This is a genomic window from Desulfosarcina ovata subsp. ovata (assembly GCF_009689005.1).
GTDB classification, from domain to species: domain Bacteria; phylum Desulfobacterota; class Desulfobacteria; order Desulfobacterales; family Desulfosarcinaceae; genus Desulfosarcina; species Desulfosarcina ovata.
Window position 1 is genome coordinate 2649895 of record NZ_AP021879.1, and the last position, 18060, is coordinate 2667954.

The following is an 18060-nucleotide window of genomic DNA, read 5'->3' on the forward strand; positions in this document are numbered from 1 at the left end:
GAATGGGCACCGTTCAGCAGGTGCGCCGAAACGTAATGGGCCGCTCCGATCGGGAAGAAACCGCTGCTCCAGACGGCCCTTCCGAATTCAATATGGGTATGAACCGTCGGCAAACCATGCATCTGAGCGATAACCGGCATTTTTTTGAAAATGAAGCCAACTACCCGCTGCATGAGGCTTTTGACCGAAAGATCTCCGTGCATGCCATGCCCCGCAACAAGGTAATCCCTCCCGAAAACCTTCTGCAGTGCTGGAATGAGGTGATGTCCGCGGATCATTCCGGGCAGCCCCTGCGCACCATTTATATCCATATCCCTTTCTGCAAGGGACACTGTCTTTTCTGTGGATTTTATCAAAACCGGTATAAACCGGAAACAGCCGAGCAATATGTCGATGCCTTGTTAAAGGAGATGGCCGATCAGGTTGAACTGGGATATTGTGATTTCAGTCACCTTTCATCAAGGTATGCGACAGACCTGTCCGCCATAGCCGGAAAGGTTATATGGGTAACATCCATATAAAATAGGTGACGCTGACCTTCTTTTTGCGTTTCTATTCTCGTTTCAAGCATCTTTTTGTATCAGATTAATATGTTTATTATTGAAATTGAAATAATGCCAAACAAACTATCAGACTCCCATTTTTATTCTTGAGTATTTTAATATTTTTCTTGACTTTATTCTCGTTATTATTATAACTTATCTTTGCTTAAGTTCGAAGATTATGAGTAAAATGAATTTACTTACGAATTTATGCATCAGACTCATCAATAGAGTGCCGCCCCATCTTATCAGCTAAAAATTTTTTAGTAATTCTCAGTTAGATAAAATCATATTTAAAATGACTATGAAGGTCTTTTCCATTTGTAATTTTAATGGGTAGCCTTATGGTTTTTATAAGGATATTTCCATATAAAAAAGGCCATAAAACTTTTTCTTCTTTCTGGCCATCTTTTATTTACTCAAAGTTTAACCTATCTCTTTGTCTTACCAAAATAGAAAGGGTAGATAGAATATAATGATAAAATTATTCATGTAAATATCATTTGGATTTGTAATATTATTATTAATAAGTGGCATATTATAAGCTTAAATCTATTGAAAAGGAAAATATCATGCTACAGCTTAAGTTGACAGTCACGTTGCTATTATTTCTTTCTTTCAGTTGTGCGGGTTGGGCTCAAGATAACAGCGAAGTTAATAAAACCAAAAAGGATGTTAGAAAATTAGAAGATATAGTTGTATCGGAGATAAAAAATGAACTGGAAAATAAAGAAACAGGTTTTGCAATTAAGTTGAATGAAGAAGATCTTGAAAAAAAACAAATAATAGATACGTCTGATGTTTTGAGATATTTACCGTCTATAGATGCCAGAAAATACAATGTTGGAGGAAAATCAAGGGTTATTATTAGAGGATTGGGAAGAGGAGGAAGAACGATAACCGTATCGGATGGGATGTCATTAACGGATTTAACTTCTTCATATAGCGATGTAATGTGGAATCAAATAGCACCTGATGAAATCGAAAATGTCGAAGTCATATATGGTCCATTTTCTGCGCTTTATCCGGGAAACGCAATCGGTGGAGCGGTCTCGATAACAACTAAACAACCTGAAGAAAAATTTGCTAGCATTAGGACAGGATACGGGTTTCAGAATTATAAAGATTATGGTTATGATGAGACTTTGCCATACTATAAAGCAAATTTTCAGTTTGGTGATAGATTTAAAAAATTTAGCTTCTTAGGAATGATGAACGTTATAGATATTGATGCATTGCCTTATAGTTTTAGCATGAAAACAGTCGATAGTGATACTAGCGGCGACGGCGTTCCTGTTACTGGCTGGATGCAAGACGATGATCCTCAGACGGGCAATCCCCGTTACATATTTGGAGATCAGGGAACAAGAGAAGAAATTGAAATGCTCGGAAAAATAAAAGTAGGATATGATTTAGATGATGTTTCAACGATTTCTGCTGAATTTCGGCACTGGAGGCGAAATTTAGACAGCAATGATCCTCATACATATCTAAGGGATAGTAATGGAAATGAAGTTTGGAGCGGCAAGGTTGAAATTAATGGGTTAGTGTATTCACCAACATATTACGGATGTCAGGAACAGGAATATGAAGGAAATGTTTATCAAATCGTATACAAAAGAGATCCTAAAGAGGCACTAAAGACACAATTTGTTTTAGGTTATGTAGATAATTATAAATACAAAAGTAGAAGCTCTTCCAATTCATATCCAATTGCATCACATGGTGGATCAGGAACACTAACAGATACGGACAATGGATGGTATAATGTCGAATGGAATGCATCGTATAATTTTAGCAAATCCCACGATGTAAAAGGCGGCATTCACTACGATAACTATTTTATCGATAGTGATACATGGACTATTTCCGATTGGAAAGATGAAGATAGCATTCAAGCGTATTCAAAAGGTTCAGCCGGAAAAACTCAAACATGTGCGATATACCTACAAGACGATTGGACATTGACGGATAAATGGTCGATATATTTCGGTGGACGTTATGAGTGGTGGAAATCCTATGATGGAAGTATTTCAGGAATCGATAGCGAGAGCAATAAAATAACTGAAAATATAGATTCAAGAAACGAAGATTATTTTTCACCCAAATTTGCAGTAACATACCAACCGTTCGATAAATGGAGTTTTCGTTTGTCATTGGCTCAGGCATATAAATTCCCGACAACATATGAGTTATTTTATGGATCAATGGATTCAAGTACTGGAATGGCTATAAAAACAAATCCGGATCTTAAAGTCGAAAAAACATTTGCCAAAGATTTCACAATTAAAAGAATTATAAGTAATGGTGAAATTAGATTGAGTGTATTCGAAAATGATATTGATGATTACATCTGGCGACAATCTAACATATATACCAACACAAGCTATTATCAAAACATTGAACAAGTAAGAATAAGAGGCGTTGAATTAGATGTCAGAAAAAAAATTGGAAAATATTTAGATCCTGGATTTAATATAACCTATATGGATCCAAAAATTGTTAAAAATAGTGGATATCCGGATTCCGAAGGAAAACTGATTCCACGAGTTGCGGAATGGACAGGTAATGCTTACGTGAATTTTACAACTCCGATAGAGAATCTTTCAGGGCTTGTCGCAGCAAAATACAGCAGTTATCCATATAGGCAGATGGATAACAGTGATTTGCGCAACGATGGTTTTGGAACAGATGAAGGGTATCTTATTTTTGATGCAAAATTATCTTACGGATTTTTAAATCATTGGACTGCATCACTATCTGTAGATAATATAACAGATGAACTTGTTCATAGGTATCATCCATTTAGTGGTAGAATGTTTTCACTGGAAATAAAGTGGGAGTACTAAACCTAAAAAACAAGTGATGCTTATGAATATAAAAATTAAACGCTATATTTTTTCTTCTAATGCTGCTCTATCGTATCAAAATAAAAAAATAAATTTAATAAAAACAGATGAAAAATATAAAGAATATCAATATATAGGTTCAAATTATTTTATTCGGGGAAAAATTCTTTTTTTGTTAGGAAGATATGAAGAAGCCAAGGAAGATTTAAATCTTTCCCTATCCACCGGAAGCCCAGAAGGTCATGGATATAGTCTCGCAAAAGTTCATAGGTATTTAGGGAAAATATATTCCAAAACAAATGAAAAAGAAACAGCTGAAATTGAATTTGAAAAGGCAATTTCATTATACACCAAAATGTGTGAATCAAGGATCGATGATATCTCATCAGAAGGATTTAATGGCAGGGGAAAATGCTATTACAATTTGGGCTTATATGAAAAAACGCAATCAGATTTCATGAAAGTTATCGCTATCAATGAGCATATTTACCCCGATGCTTGTTCTAGAACATATTCCTTGGCAACTAAAAATATGGGATTAACACTATGGAAAAAAGGCGACAAAAAAAATGCCATTAATTATTTAAGAAAGGCCATAAAACTGTTTTATGAACGTAAAGAAAGCTATTACGCTAGAGAAATTGAAAATGCCATTACGAATGAAAATCCTGAAGACATTTTAGTTTTATTTGTTTCATAAAAATTGTGGCGCAAATGATATTTAACAATTTCCATCACCCCCTTGACGCAAGGGGGAACAAACGGAATTACCGCGCCGGAAGGACATTTCTGGTTAAAACGGATCGGCTTCTGCCAACCGAATACTGATATGCGATTAAAGAAAACATTATTATTTTCACTATGGTTTCTCTTTTTTTTGACCTTTACAGCGGAACTCGTGAAGATCGTCCTGGATCTCGACCCTAATGCAGGCCATAAGCCGCTGGGCATGGCGCATCTATTTTTCTGGTCGTGTCTATTGCTCATCGAACTGGCGATGGCAGGCCTGTCCGTTTATTTTTTCATCACCCACCCAAAGCGCAGAATTCGGCTTGCTGTGCTTTCCCTTTGCCATTTCACGGTAATACTGGCCTTGCCGATGATTTTCAACAACTGGAGTTGGACCTGCCTGCTTTATCCCTGGCCTCACTCCCTCCAAAGCTTCGACCCTGCTACACCGCGGTCGGCAATGGTAATCAGCCTTTTCATCGGTTTTCTGTTCGTTCCATTTGTATCTTATTGGTGGGGGGCCCGGCTATTTTGCGGTTATTTGTGCCCTCACGGTGCTTTCTTTTCCGAAACCTATGGAAGACTCTTCTCCCGCCGCCCGGGCAAATTTCTCAAACTCGGTCGTATCATTCCACCGTTTTATCTGGCGCTGATGGCGGCTGCGCTTATCGCTTTTATCTGTGTGCCTGACATCATTGAACCCATGCGCACAGCCCAAAAGCTGCTGTATTTTATTACAGCGGAATTCTTCTATTTCGTCATCGGCATTCCCTTGCTGGGCGGACGTTCATACTGCGTATTAATTTGCCCCATGGGATATTTTATCAGACAAATACGGGCATTCAAACGGTGGAGAGACAGATTAAAATCGTTTAATGATGATTAAAAAAACACTGGCGGACAAAAGGCAATTTGGCCTAATTCCCCAGCACGTGAACCTGAACAGCGAGTTGACCGTGTGTGGGAATTTGCGCGCCAACGGCCTGTTGCCCCACATTCCACGCGAATACATCAAACCGCGCATCGATGAACTGCGGGGCTATATCGAGTTAGAGGAGAAACGCGATACCCTGGTCAAAAATTGACGATGGTCCGTCATTATCCGATATCCAGATCGGCTTTTTTGAACGCTTGTACCGGCGGCCCGCCCAGGATTCGCGTCAGGATGTCGTTCAGCGTTGCCGGATCGTTGTCGAAGCCGCCATGCGCCGTGCTCAGCGTCCGCGGTTGTTTGTCCGCATCTCCCTGACTGTAGAGGATTTCCAGTTTCGGCGGGGTATCGTCCAGGGTATTGCAATAGCGCTGCATGCCCAGAATCGGCGCCGGGGTATCCTCCTCAAAAGCGCGCGAGACGAAATAGAGCAGCGACTTGCGGTAGGGACCGACCGTATCGTCCACCTCGAGGGTTTCGCTGAGGTTGTAGATCGTCATCTGATCGATACCAAAATCGCCGGCCTTGCCGGTCAGCAGGGGATGATAGTGGCTGTGATAAAGTGCCATGGTGGCGGCGGGGGCCAGCAGGCTGCAGGTCTTGACCCGCAACCGGGGCGCCAGCGTCTTCAATGCCGCCAGCAAATGGGCCAGGAGAACCGCCCCGGTGCTGTGGCCCACCACATGCAGGTTGAGTGTGAATCCCTCCCCTTCGCTCAGATGCTCTGCAAAGGCCTTGAGGGTCTGTACACCGGCATGGTCCTTTTCAAATCCGCTGGTGGCACCGGCCTTCATTTCGCGCCACAGGGCCCGTCCGGGACGCCGGGCCAGGCGTTCGATCAACTGATCCCACCAGTCGCTCAATCCGCCCACCCGCTTGCCGGCCCGTTCGCCGCGGGAGACGATCACGTCCTTCAGCTCTTCCAGAATCCCGGTGTCGTACATGATATGGAAGGGATAGATGCGGTTGTCCTTGAAGGTGTCTTGCATGGCCGCGATGCGCCGGGCCGAGTCCTTGGTGCTGTTCAGTCCGCCATGGGCATAGATCAAAAGATGATCGTAGTTGCTGCTGGCGCCGAGGTTCTTGGCCGTGAGATCGACGTCGGCACGGTTACTCCAGTAACTCCCGGCGTCATGAAACAGGCCATCATCGATGTGCACGAAATGACCGGCGATTCTGCCGCGTGGAGGACCACTGCTCCCGACCGCCGCAGCGCCCCGCATCCGTCCCGCATCAGGGTCCCCCAGGGCCCAGATCTGCGGAGTGGGCAGCGCCAGGCTGAGCACCCAGGCATCGGTGATGTTCGCATACCAGTCTTCGTAGGTCCACAGGGCGGTGCCGGACCGTCCCCAGTCCTTGCCCCACGAATTCTGGATCCAGAACCCCTTGCGGTTGTATCCGATGATGGCAAAGGCATGCCCGCCACGGGTCTCCTCACGAAGAGGAATCGCTCCGTTCTGAATAGCCGACGTGTTCCACCCGTCATGCACGTTGGCCGAGCAATAGATCGCTCCGGCTTCGTTGAGCGCGGCATGGAAATCGCTGATGCGCTGGTTCAGCCGGTAATAGGCGCCGATAGTATTGCTATGGGCATCCTTGGCTGCCTTGACGCTGAGGGTGCCCGGTTGGCCTTCTACATATGGCCAATAGCTGTCGCGGCAGACCCCCATATTGGCAAAGCCCTTGATCGCCCCGCGACACGACGACCCGCTGTATTCCTCACCCGGCCATTCATCGTGCTTGCGTGCCACCTCGTAAAGCATGCGCGCACTGACCTGCACCTTGTTCTGCCGCTTCTGGTTGAGCAGGTTGATCACCGCCGCCAGGCCGAATCCGGTGCAGGCCCCCTCCTGCCGCTGGTCCAGGATCGTCAGCGTCCGCGGCTTGAGCATGGCGGTCCGCAACGGGATCGGCGGCGGCGTGTAGGCCCAGTCACGATCGTCAGGAAGGTCTGCCGTGGCCGTAAGCGGATAGCCGCCCAGCCTTTTGGTATTCTCACTATCCATGGAGCACCTCCTTGGGGTTGTTTGAACGTTAGTGAAAGATGGGCTTCGTAATAAAGATGAGGAAAACGGGCTTGAACAGTGGCCGCCGGTGTTGCCGGTCAGGCTGTTCAATTTATAGCTTCATCGGACAGACGATGGCAAGCGATCATTGCCCATCGAACAGGGCAACCGCATTTAATTGAAGGATCACCCCAATCCGGCAAATGGACGGCTGATTCGTCGATTTACCATCCCGGACGATGTCCTTAGGCATTGACATTTGGCATTATTTTCGGTTGAATCGCAAATAATTCTGGTATCGTGCAAAAGCCAACTCGGGAAAATGATTGACAGATGGTATCGTGTTGGCTAAAGAAGTTACCAATCACAAATTTGATCAAATTTTAAATCCGAAAAAGGATCAAAAATGAGACCCTATTTTGAAAAGATGCCCGAGTTTGGACAGCCCCTGACGAGTCAGGCGAAAAAAGAAGCCAGCGAGAACGCCGCTCAGATTCTGGCGGTGGAAAAAGAGGTGGATGCCGAAGTCCAGAAAGTGAAACTGACTGGGATTCCCGAAGAGAAGATCAATGCCCGCGGGCAGCTGACCGTCTGGCAGCGGCTACGCTACCTGATTGATCCGGGAACTTGGTGCCCCCTGCACACCCTGTATAACCCGGCGGAGAACCAAGAGGGTCATACCAACGTCTTCGACGGCCTGGGCAAGATATCCGGCCGCTGGGCAGTGATCATTGGTTTTGACAACAAGTACATGGCCGGTGCCTGGGTTGCCGGCCAGCCGGACAACATCCTGCGCGTAACCAATCTGGCCAAGCGGCTCAACGTCCCGCTGGTCTGGGTGGTCAACTGCTCCGGCGTCAAATTGCCCGAACAGGAGAAATTCTACGCCAACCGGCGCGGCAGCGGAACCCCGTTCTACCGCCATGCCGAATTGAACCAGATGGGCATTCCCGTCCTGGCCGGGATCTACGGCACCAACCCCGCTGGCGGCGGCTACCAGGGTATCAGCCCCACGATCCTTTTCGCCCACAAGGACTGCAACATTGCCGTCGGCGGCGGCGGAATCCTCTCTGGCATGTCACCAAAGGGCGCGTTTGACGTGGAGGGTGCCGAGGCCCTGATTTCAGCGGCCAAGCAGTACAAGGCCAAGCCCCCGGGATCGGTTTCGATCCATTACGATGAAACCGGTTTTTTCCGCCATGTCTTCGACACGGAAGAGGGCGTTTTGGATGGCCTCAAGGAGTATATGAAAGAGATTCCGGCTTACGCGCCCAAATTTTTCCGGGTCGCCAAACCCAAAGCACCGATCCTTGATGAGCGCGATCTGTACCACCTGTTGCCCTTCAACCAGAAACGCGCCTACAGCTTCGAGCAGTTGCTCTCCCGCATGGTGGATGGCAGCGAGCACATGGAATTCCGGCCGGACTACGGCCCGGAAGTCTACACCGGCCTGGTCAAGGTGGACGGCTATCTGGTGGCCGCCATCGGCAACCGCCAGGGCTTTCTCAAACCGGATTATCCCGAGTATGCCGACTACCCTGGCATCGGCGGCAAGCTTTACCGCCAGGGCCTGATCAAAATGAACGAATTTGTCACCCTGTGCGGTCGTGACCGCATTCCGATCGTCTGGTTCCAGGACACCAGCGGCATCGATGTGGGGGATATCGCCGAAAAAGCCGAACTGCTCGGCCTCGGCCAAAGCCTGATCTACTCCATCCAGCAGACCGACGTGCCCCAGATTCTCATCGTCCTGCGCAAAGGCACGGCAGCGGCCCACTACGTCATGGGTGGCCCCACGGCCAACCGCCACAATGCCTTCACCTTGGGTGTGGCCACCACGGAAATTTACGTCATGCACGGCGAAACCGCCTCCGCGGCATCCTACTCACGGCGCCTGGTCAAAGAAAAAGACGCCGGCCGCGACCTGCAACCGGTCGTGGACAAGATGAACGAAATGGCCAAGTCTTACTATGACAACTCGCGGCCGATCTATTGTGCCCAGAAAGGCCTGGTTGATGAGATCGTACCGCTCAACCAAATCCGCAGCTACCTGAGGGCCTTCGCCGGTGCCGCCTATCAGAACCCGAAATCGATCTGTCCGCAGCACCAGATGATTCTGCCGCGGATCACCAAGGGATAACACTAACGCCTTCGCGTTGCCCACAATGACAACGCGAATCTGACGGTATGCAGATCACGCCCGCCCGTTTACCCACGGGCGGGCGTGATTATTTTTAATCCCCCACAACAGCGCGTTTGCCCCTGCCACTTTCGCCACCATTCTGTCCCCCCTCATAGGGGCCGTAAAAAAATTTCGGGAATTGTCAATTTTACTTATATAGTTTCAATAAATATTGGCGATAGCATAGTCGTATTCTCTGAAAACGACGTGTAATGAGTTGTTTTTTCGATCAGGCAAAACCAAAGCGTTCAACCAGTCAGGATAAACGATAACCATGGCTCAGATTCTGGTCATAGACGATAATTTGTCCTTGTGTCATCTGATAGAAAAGGTAGTCAAAAAAATTGCCCACACCGCTGTTGTCGCCCATACCCTGGATGAGGGAATGGAAAAAGGTCAGGCGGTCAGGCCGGATATTGTGCTGCTGGACGTTCATCTGCCTGACGCCAATGGCCTCGAGGCCATGGAGCAGATTCGCCGGCTGCCATCAAACCCGGAAGTAATTATTTTCACCGGCGCCGGTGATCCCGATGGTGCGGAACAGGCGATCAAGAGTGGAGCATGGGATTATATTGAAAAATCCACATCAATTCAAAATATCACCGCCCCCCTGCTACAGGCACTGGAGTATCGGGCGGAAAAATGCACCAAGGCGCCGGTATTCCTTGATCGCAAAAGCATTGTCGGCGGGAGCCCTCAGATTACCGAGTGCCTGGACCAGGTGGCGCAAGCCGCCATGGGTGATGCCAACGTCCTGATTACCGGTGAAACCGGAACCGGCAAAGAAGTCTTTGCCGAGGCGATTCACACCAACAGTCTGCGTGCAAAAAACAATTTCGTTGTTGTGGATTGCGCGGCCCTGCCTCACGAATTGGTCGAAAGCATTCTGTTCGGCCATGAAAAAGGCGCTTTCACCGGTGCGGAAAAAACCCGTAACGGCCTGATTAAGCATGCCGATGGGGGCACGCTCTTTCTCGATGAGGTCGGAGAATTGCCACTCGACCTGCAAAAAAGTTTTCTCCGGGTTCTCGAGGAACGCCGATTCAGACCGGTCGGCAGCCACCAGCAGGTAAACAGCGATTTCCGTCTGGTCGCGGCCACCAATCGTGACCTGGAAACAATGGTCCAGGCCGGCAAATTCCGCGGGGACCTGCTCTTCCGGATTCGTGCGCTGCCCATCGAATTGCCCCCCTTGAGAGACCGGTCGAGAGACGTTCGCGATCTGGCGATTCACTTCAATGATAAAATCTGCGACAAAACCGGCATCCGGCCAAAGCGATTTGCCGAGGATTTCTTCGACAGTCTCTTGTACTACCCCTGGCCGGGCAATGTCCGCGAGCTCCTCCATGCCATGGAGCATGCGGTTTCTGCGGCACGATTCGAAAAAACACTTTTTGTCAGACACCTTCCCAATACGATCCGTGTTCACCTTGCCCGGCAGGGCCTTAAAACGGGCAATGGCGATGGCATGGAGAAGCCGGACAAAGGCATCCGGCTCGACCGTCCCCTTCAGGATGTCCGCAATGACGCCGTCGCAGAAGTCGAAAAGCGCTACCTTGAGGCACTCATGCAATCGGTGGCTGGAAATGTTCAGGATGCGTGTCGGATTTCGGGACTGTCCCGTTCCCGGTTGTACCATCTACTTAAGACATATGAGCTGAATCGCACCGCCCAAAGTGCATAGTCCACTGTCCGCCTTCAATTTCGATGTGGTTGGATTGCGCGCATGCGTCGTCCTCCCGAATCGTGATGGCCAACCCGATCACCTCCCGTCACAACATGGGCACACCTCGGTCTCGAACCTTGCCGTAGGGCCATCAGCGTAACACTAACGAAAACCGCCCTGCCGTTTCCTGCCCGGTAGGACATTGTCCTGCCAGGCAAGGCAAAAGCCTCTCTACGCCACCGTTTCCCAATGGTCTTCATTCCTCTGCAAAGCAAATAACTAAATGATTTTATTTTGTTATTTAATAATTTAAATCATGGCATCAAATTTGTAGTTGATCTATCCGACCAAAGAACCAATTGGAAGGAGCACCTTGATGAACATTATTATATTTGCCCATTCCGACAGTTCTCCATACCAACGCCTCAACCATGCCATTGCGTCGCTGGACCTGGATCAATCCTTTGAGGTTTACGGGCAACTCAATCAATTCTGCCAACGTTTCAGAACCATAGCCCATCAACCGGATATTATCATCATCATGCCCGACGGTGCCGAGGAGCTGGACCGATTGATCCATCATCGTGAACTGTTTGAGAATACACGGACCATCGTCATCCTTCCGCAACGGGAAGAGACCCTCCTCTCCAAGGGGCACAAATTTCGCCCCAGCTTCCTCACCTACTATGACGGTGATTTTGGTGAGGTCGCCGCCGTTCTGCAGCGTGTATGCCTGAACCAGGCCCCCTGCCATCACACCCATGACCGTATCTGCTAACCCGTTGGAGGTTCGAATGGATTCGACCCAATACCGAGAGCAGCGATTCGCTTCGTTTATCCTTGATCGTGAGAAAGGCACTGAAGTGGCCATCGACGCAGAAATGGTGCTGGAGGCGACCGGCATCAGCAGGGATCTTCATCCCCTGGCCACCGGGGCTGACTTTCTGGAAGGAATGATGCGCCTGCGTGAAGACACCATACCGGTTATCAATCTGAAAAAACGTTTGGGGCTCACCCGAACCGATTACATCGCCGAAGCAAAAGTGGCGGTGGTTGGGATGTCCGGTTTTCGCTTCGGTCTTTTGGTTGATGATATCCGGGATGTCCTGATGGTCTCCGATGAAAATATCCATCCCATCCACCCGGCACTGCTCACCGAGATGAGCCTGATCACCAATTTGATCAAACTCGAAAATGGTCAGCGCACCCTGCAGCTGCTGAACCTGCAGCGCCTCTTCGGAGATACCCAGGTCGCCCGTCAATGCCAGGCCGTCGATACGGATACCGCCGCTGCAATCCCGGGCAAGCAGCGAACCTTTTCCCGTTTCGTCGTTTTCACCGTAAGGGATCAGCATTACGGAATACCGGTGGAACAGGCACAGGAGATCACTTTTCTTTCAGAGATCGACAAAACCTTCAAAAGCGATTCCATCGAAGGTTCCCTGGATCTTCGCGGCCACGCCATACCGGTCATCAATGCCGCCCATCTCTTTCAGCAAAAATTGGATAGCGGTTCCCCGGGCGTGGGAACACGCGTACTGGTCCTTGATTCCGAGGAATTCCAATATGGCCTGATTGTCGATCGCATCTGCGAGATTATCTGTATCGCCGATGATGACGTCATGTGCCTGCCCCACTCCGGAAACAGTGCCGTGAGCGGTGTCTATCAGCAGGCCGATGGCAGCAATATCATGCTAATCCGGGTAAATGAATTGATTGGCGACCAGCAACAGGGACTGCGTTCCGTCGCAAGGCTCAAATCCCGTGTCGGCGACGATGCAGCGGCGGCCGTCAGGGCCGATACCCGCCACCTTATCACAGCGGACTGCTATCTGGTTTTTTCCATTGGCAGAAAGTTTGCTGTCGAACTGAACGATGTCCAGGAAATCATTGAGCCCACGGCATTGATGAATATCCCGGCGGCAGGCGGGGTGGATCAGCGGGCACTCAATTTGAGAGGAAGCGTCATTCCGGTGGTCAACCTACGCTGTTTCTATCAATTCGACACGGATGAGGCACCTGAAAATCAAAAACTGATCATTGCCAAAAATGGCGATCAACTGATCGCCCTGGAGGTGGATCAGATTTTAACCATCTATAAACAGGTTCAGTTCCAAAAGACCCCGTCCCTGAATCCGAAATTCAGCGGCAAACAGGACACCCTCGACCGTCTGATCGAATTTTCCGATGAATCGGGCATCACCGAGCACGTCCTGGTCATCAATGTCGGGGCCATGATGAACAACCACCTGGGCCTTTCTGCAAATTATGAATCAACGACAGATCAAGCAACGGTGAAGGAGAACAGCAATGGCGACAACTCAGCGTAACCGACAAAACCATCAAGCAAAAGAAAAGAGTGATCTCAATATGGATAATCATGCAGGGATGATAAACGAATCAATGCTCGAGCTGATCAGCGATCCGAGCTTCATTGTCGATGAAAATCGCCTGATCACATGGAGCAATGCGCAGTTTCTGGACGCCTACCACCTTGCTCAGAATCCCGTTGATCAGAAGATGACCTGCGAAGAGGTCTGCGGAACTCATCTGTGCGGCACCAAAAATTGTCCAGTGAGCAAGTCACAGCGCATCGGCAAACCGGTGGATGCGGAAGTGATCCGATCCAATGGCGATGACCGGGTGGATTATTTCCGCTCCCGGGCAGTTCCCATACAGGGAGATGATGCGTTGACTCTGGTAACCCTGTCGGACATTACCGAGAAGAAAACCATCGAGGCCCGCCTGCACCAGTTGGAGACCGATTTGAATGTCATCCCGACGCCGATCATGGAGATCGACACCACCTTTTCGATCACTTACATGAACCCTGCCGGCGCCAGTGTCGTCGGCATGACGCCCGACGAGGTCGAGGGCAAAAAGTGCTATGACCTGTTCAAAACACCGCATTGCAAAACCGAAAAATGCGCCTGTACGCGGGCCATGAAAATCGACAACGTGGTTACCGATCAGACCATCGCCCGACCTGCCGAAGGGGTTATCGTACCCATTAAGTACACCGGTGCACCCGTCAAGGACGCCAAGGGCAATATCAAGGGCGCACTGGAATATATCCTGGATGTGACCGATGAGGTCCGCCAGAAACAGGCCGCCGATGAGAAAATCGAGAACCTCAACACCATCCCTACCCCGATCATGGCCATCGACACCGAGTACACGGTCACTTTCATGAACCCCGCTGGGGCCAGTGTCGTCGGCATGACACCCGACGAGGTGGAGGGGAAGAAATGCTACGACCTGTTCAAGACCCCCCATTGCCAGACGGAAAAGTGTGCCTGCGCCAGAGCCATGAAAACCGACAGTGTGATCACCGAACAGACCATCGCCCGACCGGCAGAAGGGGTCATCGTACCCATCAAGTACACCGGCGCGCCCATCAAGGACGCCAAGGGGAATATCAAGGGGGCCCTGGAATACGTGCTCGACGTCACCGAGGAGATGCAGCAGCGTCAGACCGCCAATGAGAAGATCGAGAACCTCAACGCCATTCCCACCCCGATCATGGCCATCGACACCGACTATACGGTCACCTACATGAATCCGACAGGGGCGTCTGTGCTGAGGACCACACCGGATGAAGTCACCGGCAAAAAATGTTTCGATCTCTTCAAGACGCCCCATTGCCGGACTGAAAGATGCGCCTGCGCCCAGGCCATGAAGTCCGATCGGGTGGTATCCGAAGAGACCATTGCCCGGCCGGCCGAAGGCGTGATCATGCCCATCAAGTACACCGGCGCGCCCATCAAGGATGCCAAGGGAAACATCAAGGGGGCCCTAGAGTTTGTCCTCGATATCACCGAGGAAGCCAAACAGCGCCAGGATGCCATCGAAAAAATAGAAAACCTCAACGCCATTCCCACGCCCATCCTGTCCATCGACACGGATCATTCGATCACCTATATGAATCCGGCAGGGGCCGCGATAGTGGGCCTGACGCCTGACGAGGCCATCGGAAAAAAATGTTATGATCTTTTCAAGACCCCCCACTGCAAGACCGAAAAATGCGCTTGTATGCGTGCCATGCAGGAAGACACGATTTTCTCCGAGGAGACCATCGCCCGACCGGCCGAAGGGGTCATCATGCCCATCAAATACACCGGCGCCCCTATCAAGGATGCCAAGGGAAACATCAAAGGCGCGCTGGAGTTTGTCATGGACATCACCGAGGAAGCCAAACAGCGCCAGGATGCCAACGAAAAAATAGAAAACCTCAACGCCATTCCCACGCCCATCCACGCGGTGGATACCCAACACAACATCACCTATATCAACCCTGCGGGCGCTGCCATCGCCCACACCACCGTTGAAGATGCCATCGGCCGCAAGTGTTATGACCTGTTCGCCACCAAACGCTGCCGAACCGACCAGTGCGGCGTCAAGCGAGCCATGCAGATGGACAGCACCATTAACGACCAGACGGTGGCCAACATCATGGGCAGGAAAATTCACGTAAAAGCCACCAGCGTCAGCATCAAGGACGCCAAGGGCAACATTAAGGGCGGCCTCGAGTACCTAGTCGACGTGACCCAGGAGGCCAAAGTGGAGATGCTGATCAGCTCGGCCAGTGAAGAGGTGGGCTCCCTGGTGCTGGACACCGGTGCCAAAATGGATCAGGGGGTATCGGCCATGGACGAGATGATCAAGTCCCTGGAGAACGAAGTGTCGCTCCTGGACACATCGGCCGCCACCGTCCACACCATGCTGGCGTCGGCCGAGGAGATGGTAAAACTGGCCCAGAATGCTTCGGAAGTGACCAATCAGGTGGCCAAGGATGCAGACAGCGGTAAAAAAGCCGGCACCGAAGCGGGCAAGAAACTGCAAAGCATCAACGACTCCATGCAGGCCAACAACGAAATGGTGGCCAACCTGGTGGCGCAACTGGAGAAGATCAGCGGGTTCGTGGATATTATCAAGGAAATCGCTTCCCAGACCAACCTGCTGGCCTTCAATGCAGCCATCGAAGCAGCCCGGGCCGGTGATGCCGGGCGCGGTTTTGCCGTGGTGGCGGATGAAATTCGCAAACTGGCCGAGAACAGCTCCAAATCTGCTGTGGATATTTCAAATATTGTCAAACAGGTTGAAAATGAATCCCGCGACACCATATCGGCGATGAAAGACGGCATGAAAATGCTCAAGGAAGGCGGGGACGTCATCAACACCGCCCTGGAGGCCATGGACCAGATCTCCAGTGAAATTTCGAACGTTGCCGACTGTGCACAAAATCTGAAGACCAACGCCGACGGGTTGAGTGAAAAGGGCCGTGATGTGATGAAGGACATCGAAAAGGTGGCCATTTCATCCAAAACAAACACCGATTCATCCCACGACGTCAAATCCACGATCAGTGAAACGGTGCAAGTCCTCAGCCGCCTGATGGACTCCAGTAAAGCCCTTGAAGAAGCCGTCAGCACCCGGTAAACCGATATGCATCAGCAAATTCCCATCCGCCGAGGCCAAGGTTTCGTGTGCCGGCAGACTCCATCGCCGGCACATGCCGGAAATATCACCCCCAGCCATTACGCCATGGAGTTGAATGACGTGTTTGGAGACGCCATCTACACATGCCGGCTTCAACTGCGCCGGATCAGGGAAACGGATCTCCCACTGCTTCTCACCTGGAGCAATTGCCAGGAGGCATTCGGGCCATACCTGACCCCTGAACGTCAGAATGCCGAACGGTTGAAGGAGCAGTTTGCCACAAACCTTTTCTGGAATCGCCACGACAAAACCCTGTTGATTGAAACACGGAATCCGGTCCGTCCCATCGGAACCATTCATTATTGGTTAAAACCGGATCAGCTGGGGTGTGCGGTTGTCGCGGTAAAAATTGCCACGGCGGAACAGAGGGGTTGCGGTTATGGCACCGAGGCGCAGAAGTTCCTGATCATTCAGCTCTTTGACCAGGTCGGCGTCACACAGGTGGAAATGTACACGGACATCGACAATAAAGCCCAGCAGCGCTGCCTGGCCAAACTCGGATTTAGCGTCGATCGGTCGCTGACCTATGGTGACCACGGTGTCACACGGACCGGCCACCTGTACCGGCTGACCCGGAAGGCATTCCAAAGGGCTGCCATATACAGGTACCACTATGAGTAACAAGCCGGGTGTTGTCCTGGACCGTCGCCTCTTCAGACACGTGGCCAACCGGCACTCACCGGAAAACCCGGAACGGCTGAGGTCGCTTTACCGGATCCTGGAATCTGAAACCCAGCGCAACCGCTTCGAACACATTGAGGCCAGAAGTGCCGACCTTGCGGCGGTGCAGGCGGTCCATTCACGGTTTTACCTGGATCAGATCGAGGAGTATGCCCGATCGACCGACCCCTTTGCCTATGATCGGGACACCTATGTGATGCCCGCGACCCTGGACTGTGCCCTTCTGGCGGCCGGCAGTTGCCTTGAACTGGCCCGAGCGGTCATGAACGCGGACGTAAACAGTGGCTTCGCATTGATCCGCCCACCGGGTCATCATGCCGAACCGGGCCGGGGAATGGGATTCTGTGTGCTCAACAACGTGGCCATCACCGCCGCATGGCTCCGCCAGACCTACGGCCTGAGTCGGATCATGGTCATTGATTTCGATGTCCATCACGGTAACGGCAATCAGGAGGCCTTCTACAATTCCAACGAAGTCCTCGTTTTTTCGATCCACCAAAACGACCTGTTCCCCTTCAGCGGGTCAGCATCGGACCTGGGCGAGGAGACCGGCCTGGGCTACACGGTCAATGTCCCGGTTTTCGCCCAGTACGGCGATGTCGAATACACCTATCTGGCCGGCCGGATTCTGCAAGCCCTGGCAGAACAGTACCTGCCACAGATCATACTTGTCTCGGCCGGATTCGACGGCCACGTTGACGACCCCATCAGCAAAACCTGTTTAAGCACCGGTTGGTTCGCCACGGTCACGCGGCTGGTCCGTCAGTTGGCCGCCACCTATTGTGACGGCCGTCTGCTGATGATCCTGGAAGGCGGTTACAACCCGGCGTCCCTGGAGCCATCGGTGCTGGCCGTCCTGGAGGCTTTGGGCGAAACGAATCCGCGGCGGGTCGGGATACTGCCCTCCGAACGGGCCGCCCGGCTGATCAGCGATCATCCTGCCAGGCAGTTCTGGACCTTCTAAAATGAGAAAGC

13 protein-coding genes are annotated in these 18060 nt (G+C 50.7%); 12 read left to right on the forward strand and 1 reads right to left on the reverse strand.

The genetic code is table 11. The features are described 5' to 3' along the window. The first annotated feature begins 2 nt into the window (after positions 1-2). The 5 genes from GN112_RS11845 (at position 3) to GN112_RS11865 (ending at position 5205) form a co-directional block, all read left to right on the forward strand. Positions 3-521, forward strand: coding sequence for a hypothetical protein (locus GN112_RS11845; RefSeq protein ID WP_231716996.1), 519 nt, complete (start codon positions 3-5; stop codon positions 519-521). 593 nt (positions 522-1114) lie between these two features. Beyond that, positions 1115-3391: a TonB-dependent receptor gene (locus tag GN112_RS11850; RefSeq protein WP_155310415.1), complete on the forward strand. Its 2277-nt coding sequence runs from the start codon at positions 1115-1117 to the stop codon at positions 3389-3391. A gap of 22 nt (positions 3392-3413) precedes the next feature. Beyond that, positions 3414-4091, forward strand: a complete 678-nt coding sequence (locus tag GN112_RS11855) for a tetratricopeptide repeat protein (RefSeq protein WP_162458896.1) — start codon at positions 3414-3416, stop codon at positions 4089-4091. Positions 4092-4220: 129 nt separating this feature from the next. Continuing rightward, positions 4221-5006, forward strand: coding sequence for a 4Fe-4S binding protein (locus GN112_RS11860; RefSeq protein WP_155310417.1), 786 nt, complete (start codon positions 4221-4223; stop codon positions 5004-5006). After that, positions 4996-5205, forward strand: coding sequence for a P-loop NTPase family protein (locus tag GN112_RS11865; protein WP_155310418.1), 210 nt, complete (start codon positions 4996-4998; stop codon positions 5203-5205). Before GN112_RS11860 ends, GN112_RS11865 begins: the two co-directional genes overlap by 11 nt. Before the next feature lie 13 nt (positions 5206-5218). Here the strand turns inward: GN112_RS11865 and GN112_RS11870 are convergent, their stop codons facing one another. Further along, positions 5219-7057, reverse strand: coding sequence for a C1 family peptidase (locus tag GN112_RS11870; RefSeq protein ID WP_155310419.1), 1839 nt, complete (start codon positions 7055-7057; stop codon positions 5219-5221). Between the two features lie 406 nt (positions 7058-7463). On the opposite strand from GN112_RS11870, the gene GN112_RS11875 reads away from it, so the two are divergent. The 7 genes from GN112_RS11875 (at position 7464) to GN112_RS11905 (ending at position 18049) form a co-directional block, all read left to right on the forward strand. Further along, complete coding sequence (locus tag GN112_RS11875) at positions 7464-9197, forward strand: acyl-CoA carboxylase subunit beta (protein WP_155310420.1); 1734 nt, start codon at positions 7464-7466, stop codon at positions 9195-9197. Between the two features lie 316 nt (positions 9198-9513). After that, positions 9514-10923: a sigma-54-dependent transcriptional regulator gene (locus GN112_RS11880; RefSeq protein ID WP_155310421.1), complete on the forward strand. Its 1410-nt coding sequence runs from the start codon at positions 9514-9516 to the stop codon at positions 10921-10923. A gap of 358 nt (positions 10924-11281) precedes the next feature. After that, positions 11282-11683 (forward strand): hypothetical protein, encoded by a 402-nt coding sequence (locus GN112_RS11885; RefSeq protein ID WP_155310422.1) that lies wholly within the window; start codon positions 11282-11284, stop codon positions 11681-11683. A gap of 16 nt (positions 11684-11699) precedes the next feature. Further along, complete coding sequence (locus tag GN112_RS11890; RefSeq protein ID WP_162458897.1) at positions 11700-13235, forward strand: chemotaxis protein CheW; 1536 nt, start codon at positions 11700-11702, stop codon at positions 13233-13235. 58 nt (positions 13236-13293) lie between these two features. Beyond that, positions 13294-16344 carry a PAS domain-containing protein gene (locus GN112_RS11895; RefSeq protein ID WP_231716997.1) on the forward strand — a complete coding sequence of 1017 codons (3051 nt, stop codon included), beginning with the start codon at positions 13294-13296 and terminating at the stop codon, positions 16342-16344. A gap of 6 nt (positions 16345-16350) precedes the next feature. Further along, a complete protein-coding gene (locus GN112_RS11900; RefSeq protein ID WP_231716998.1) occupies positions 16351-17025 on the forward strand; it encodes a GNAT family N-acetyltransferase in 675 nt (224 codons plus the stop codon). Continuing rightward, positions 17018-18049: a histone deacetylase family protein gene (locus tag GN112_RS11905; RefSeq protein WP_155310425.1), complete on the forward strand. Its 1032-nt coding sequence runs from the start codon at positions 17018-17020 to the stop codon at positions 18047-18049. The genes GN112_RS11900 and GN112_RS11905 overlap by 8 nt, the downstream gene beginning before the upstream one ends. The last annotated feature ends 11 nt before the right edge of the window (positions 18050-18060 follow it).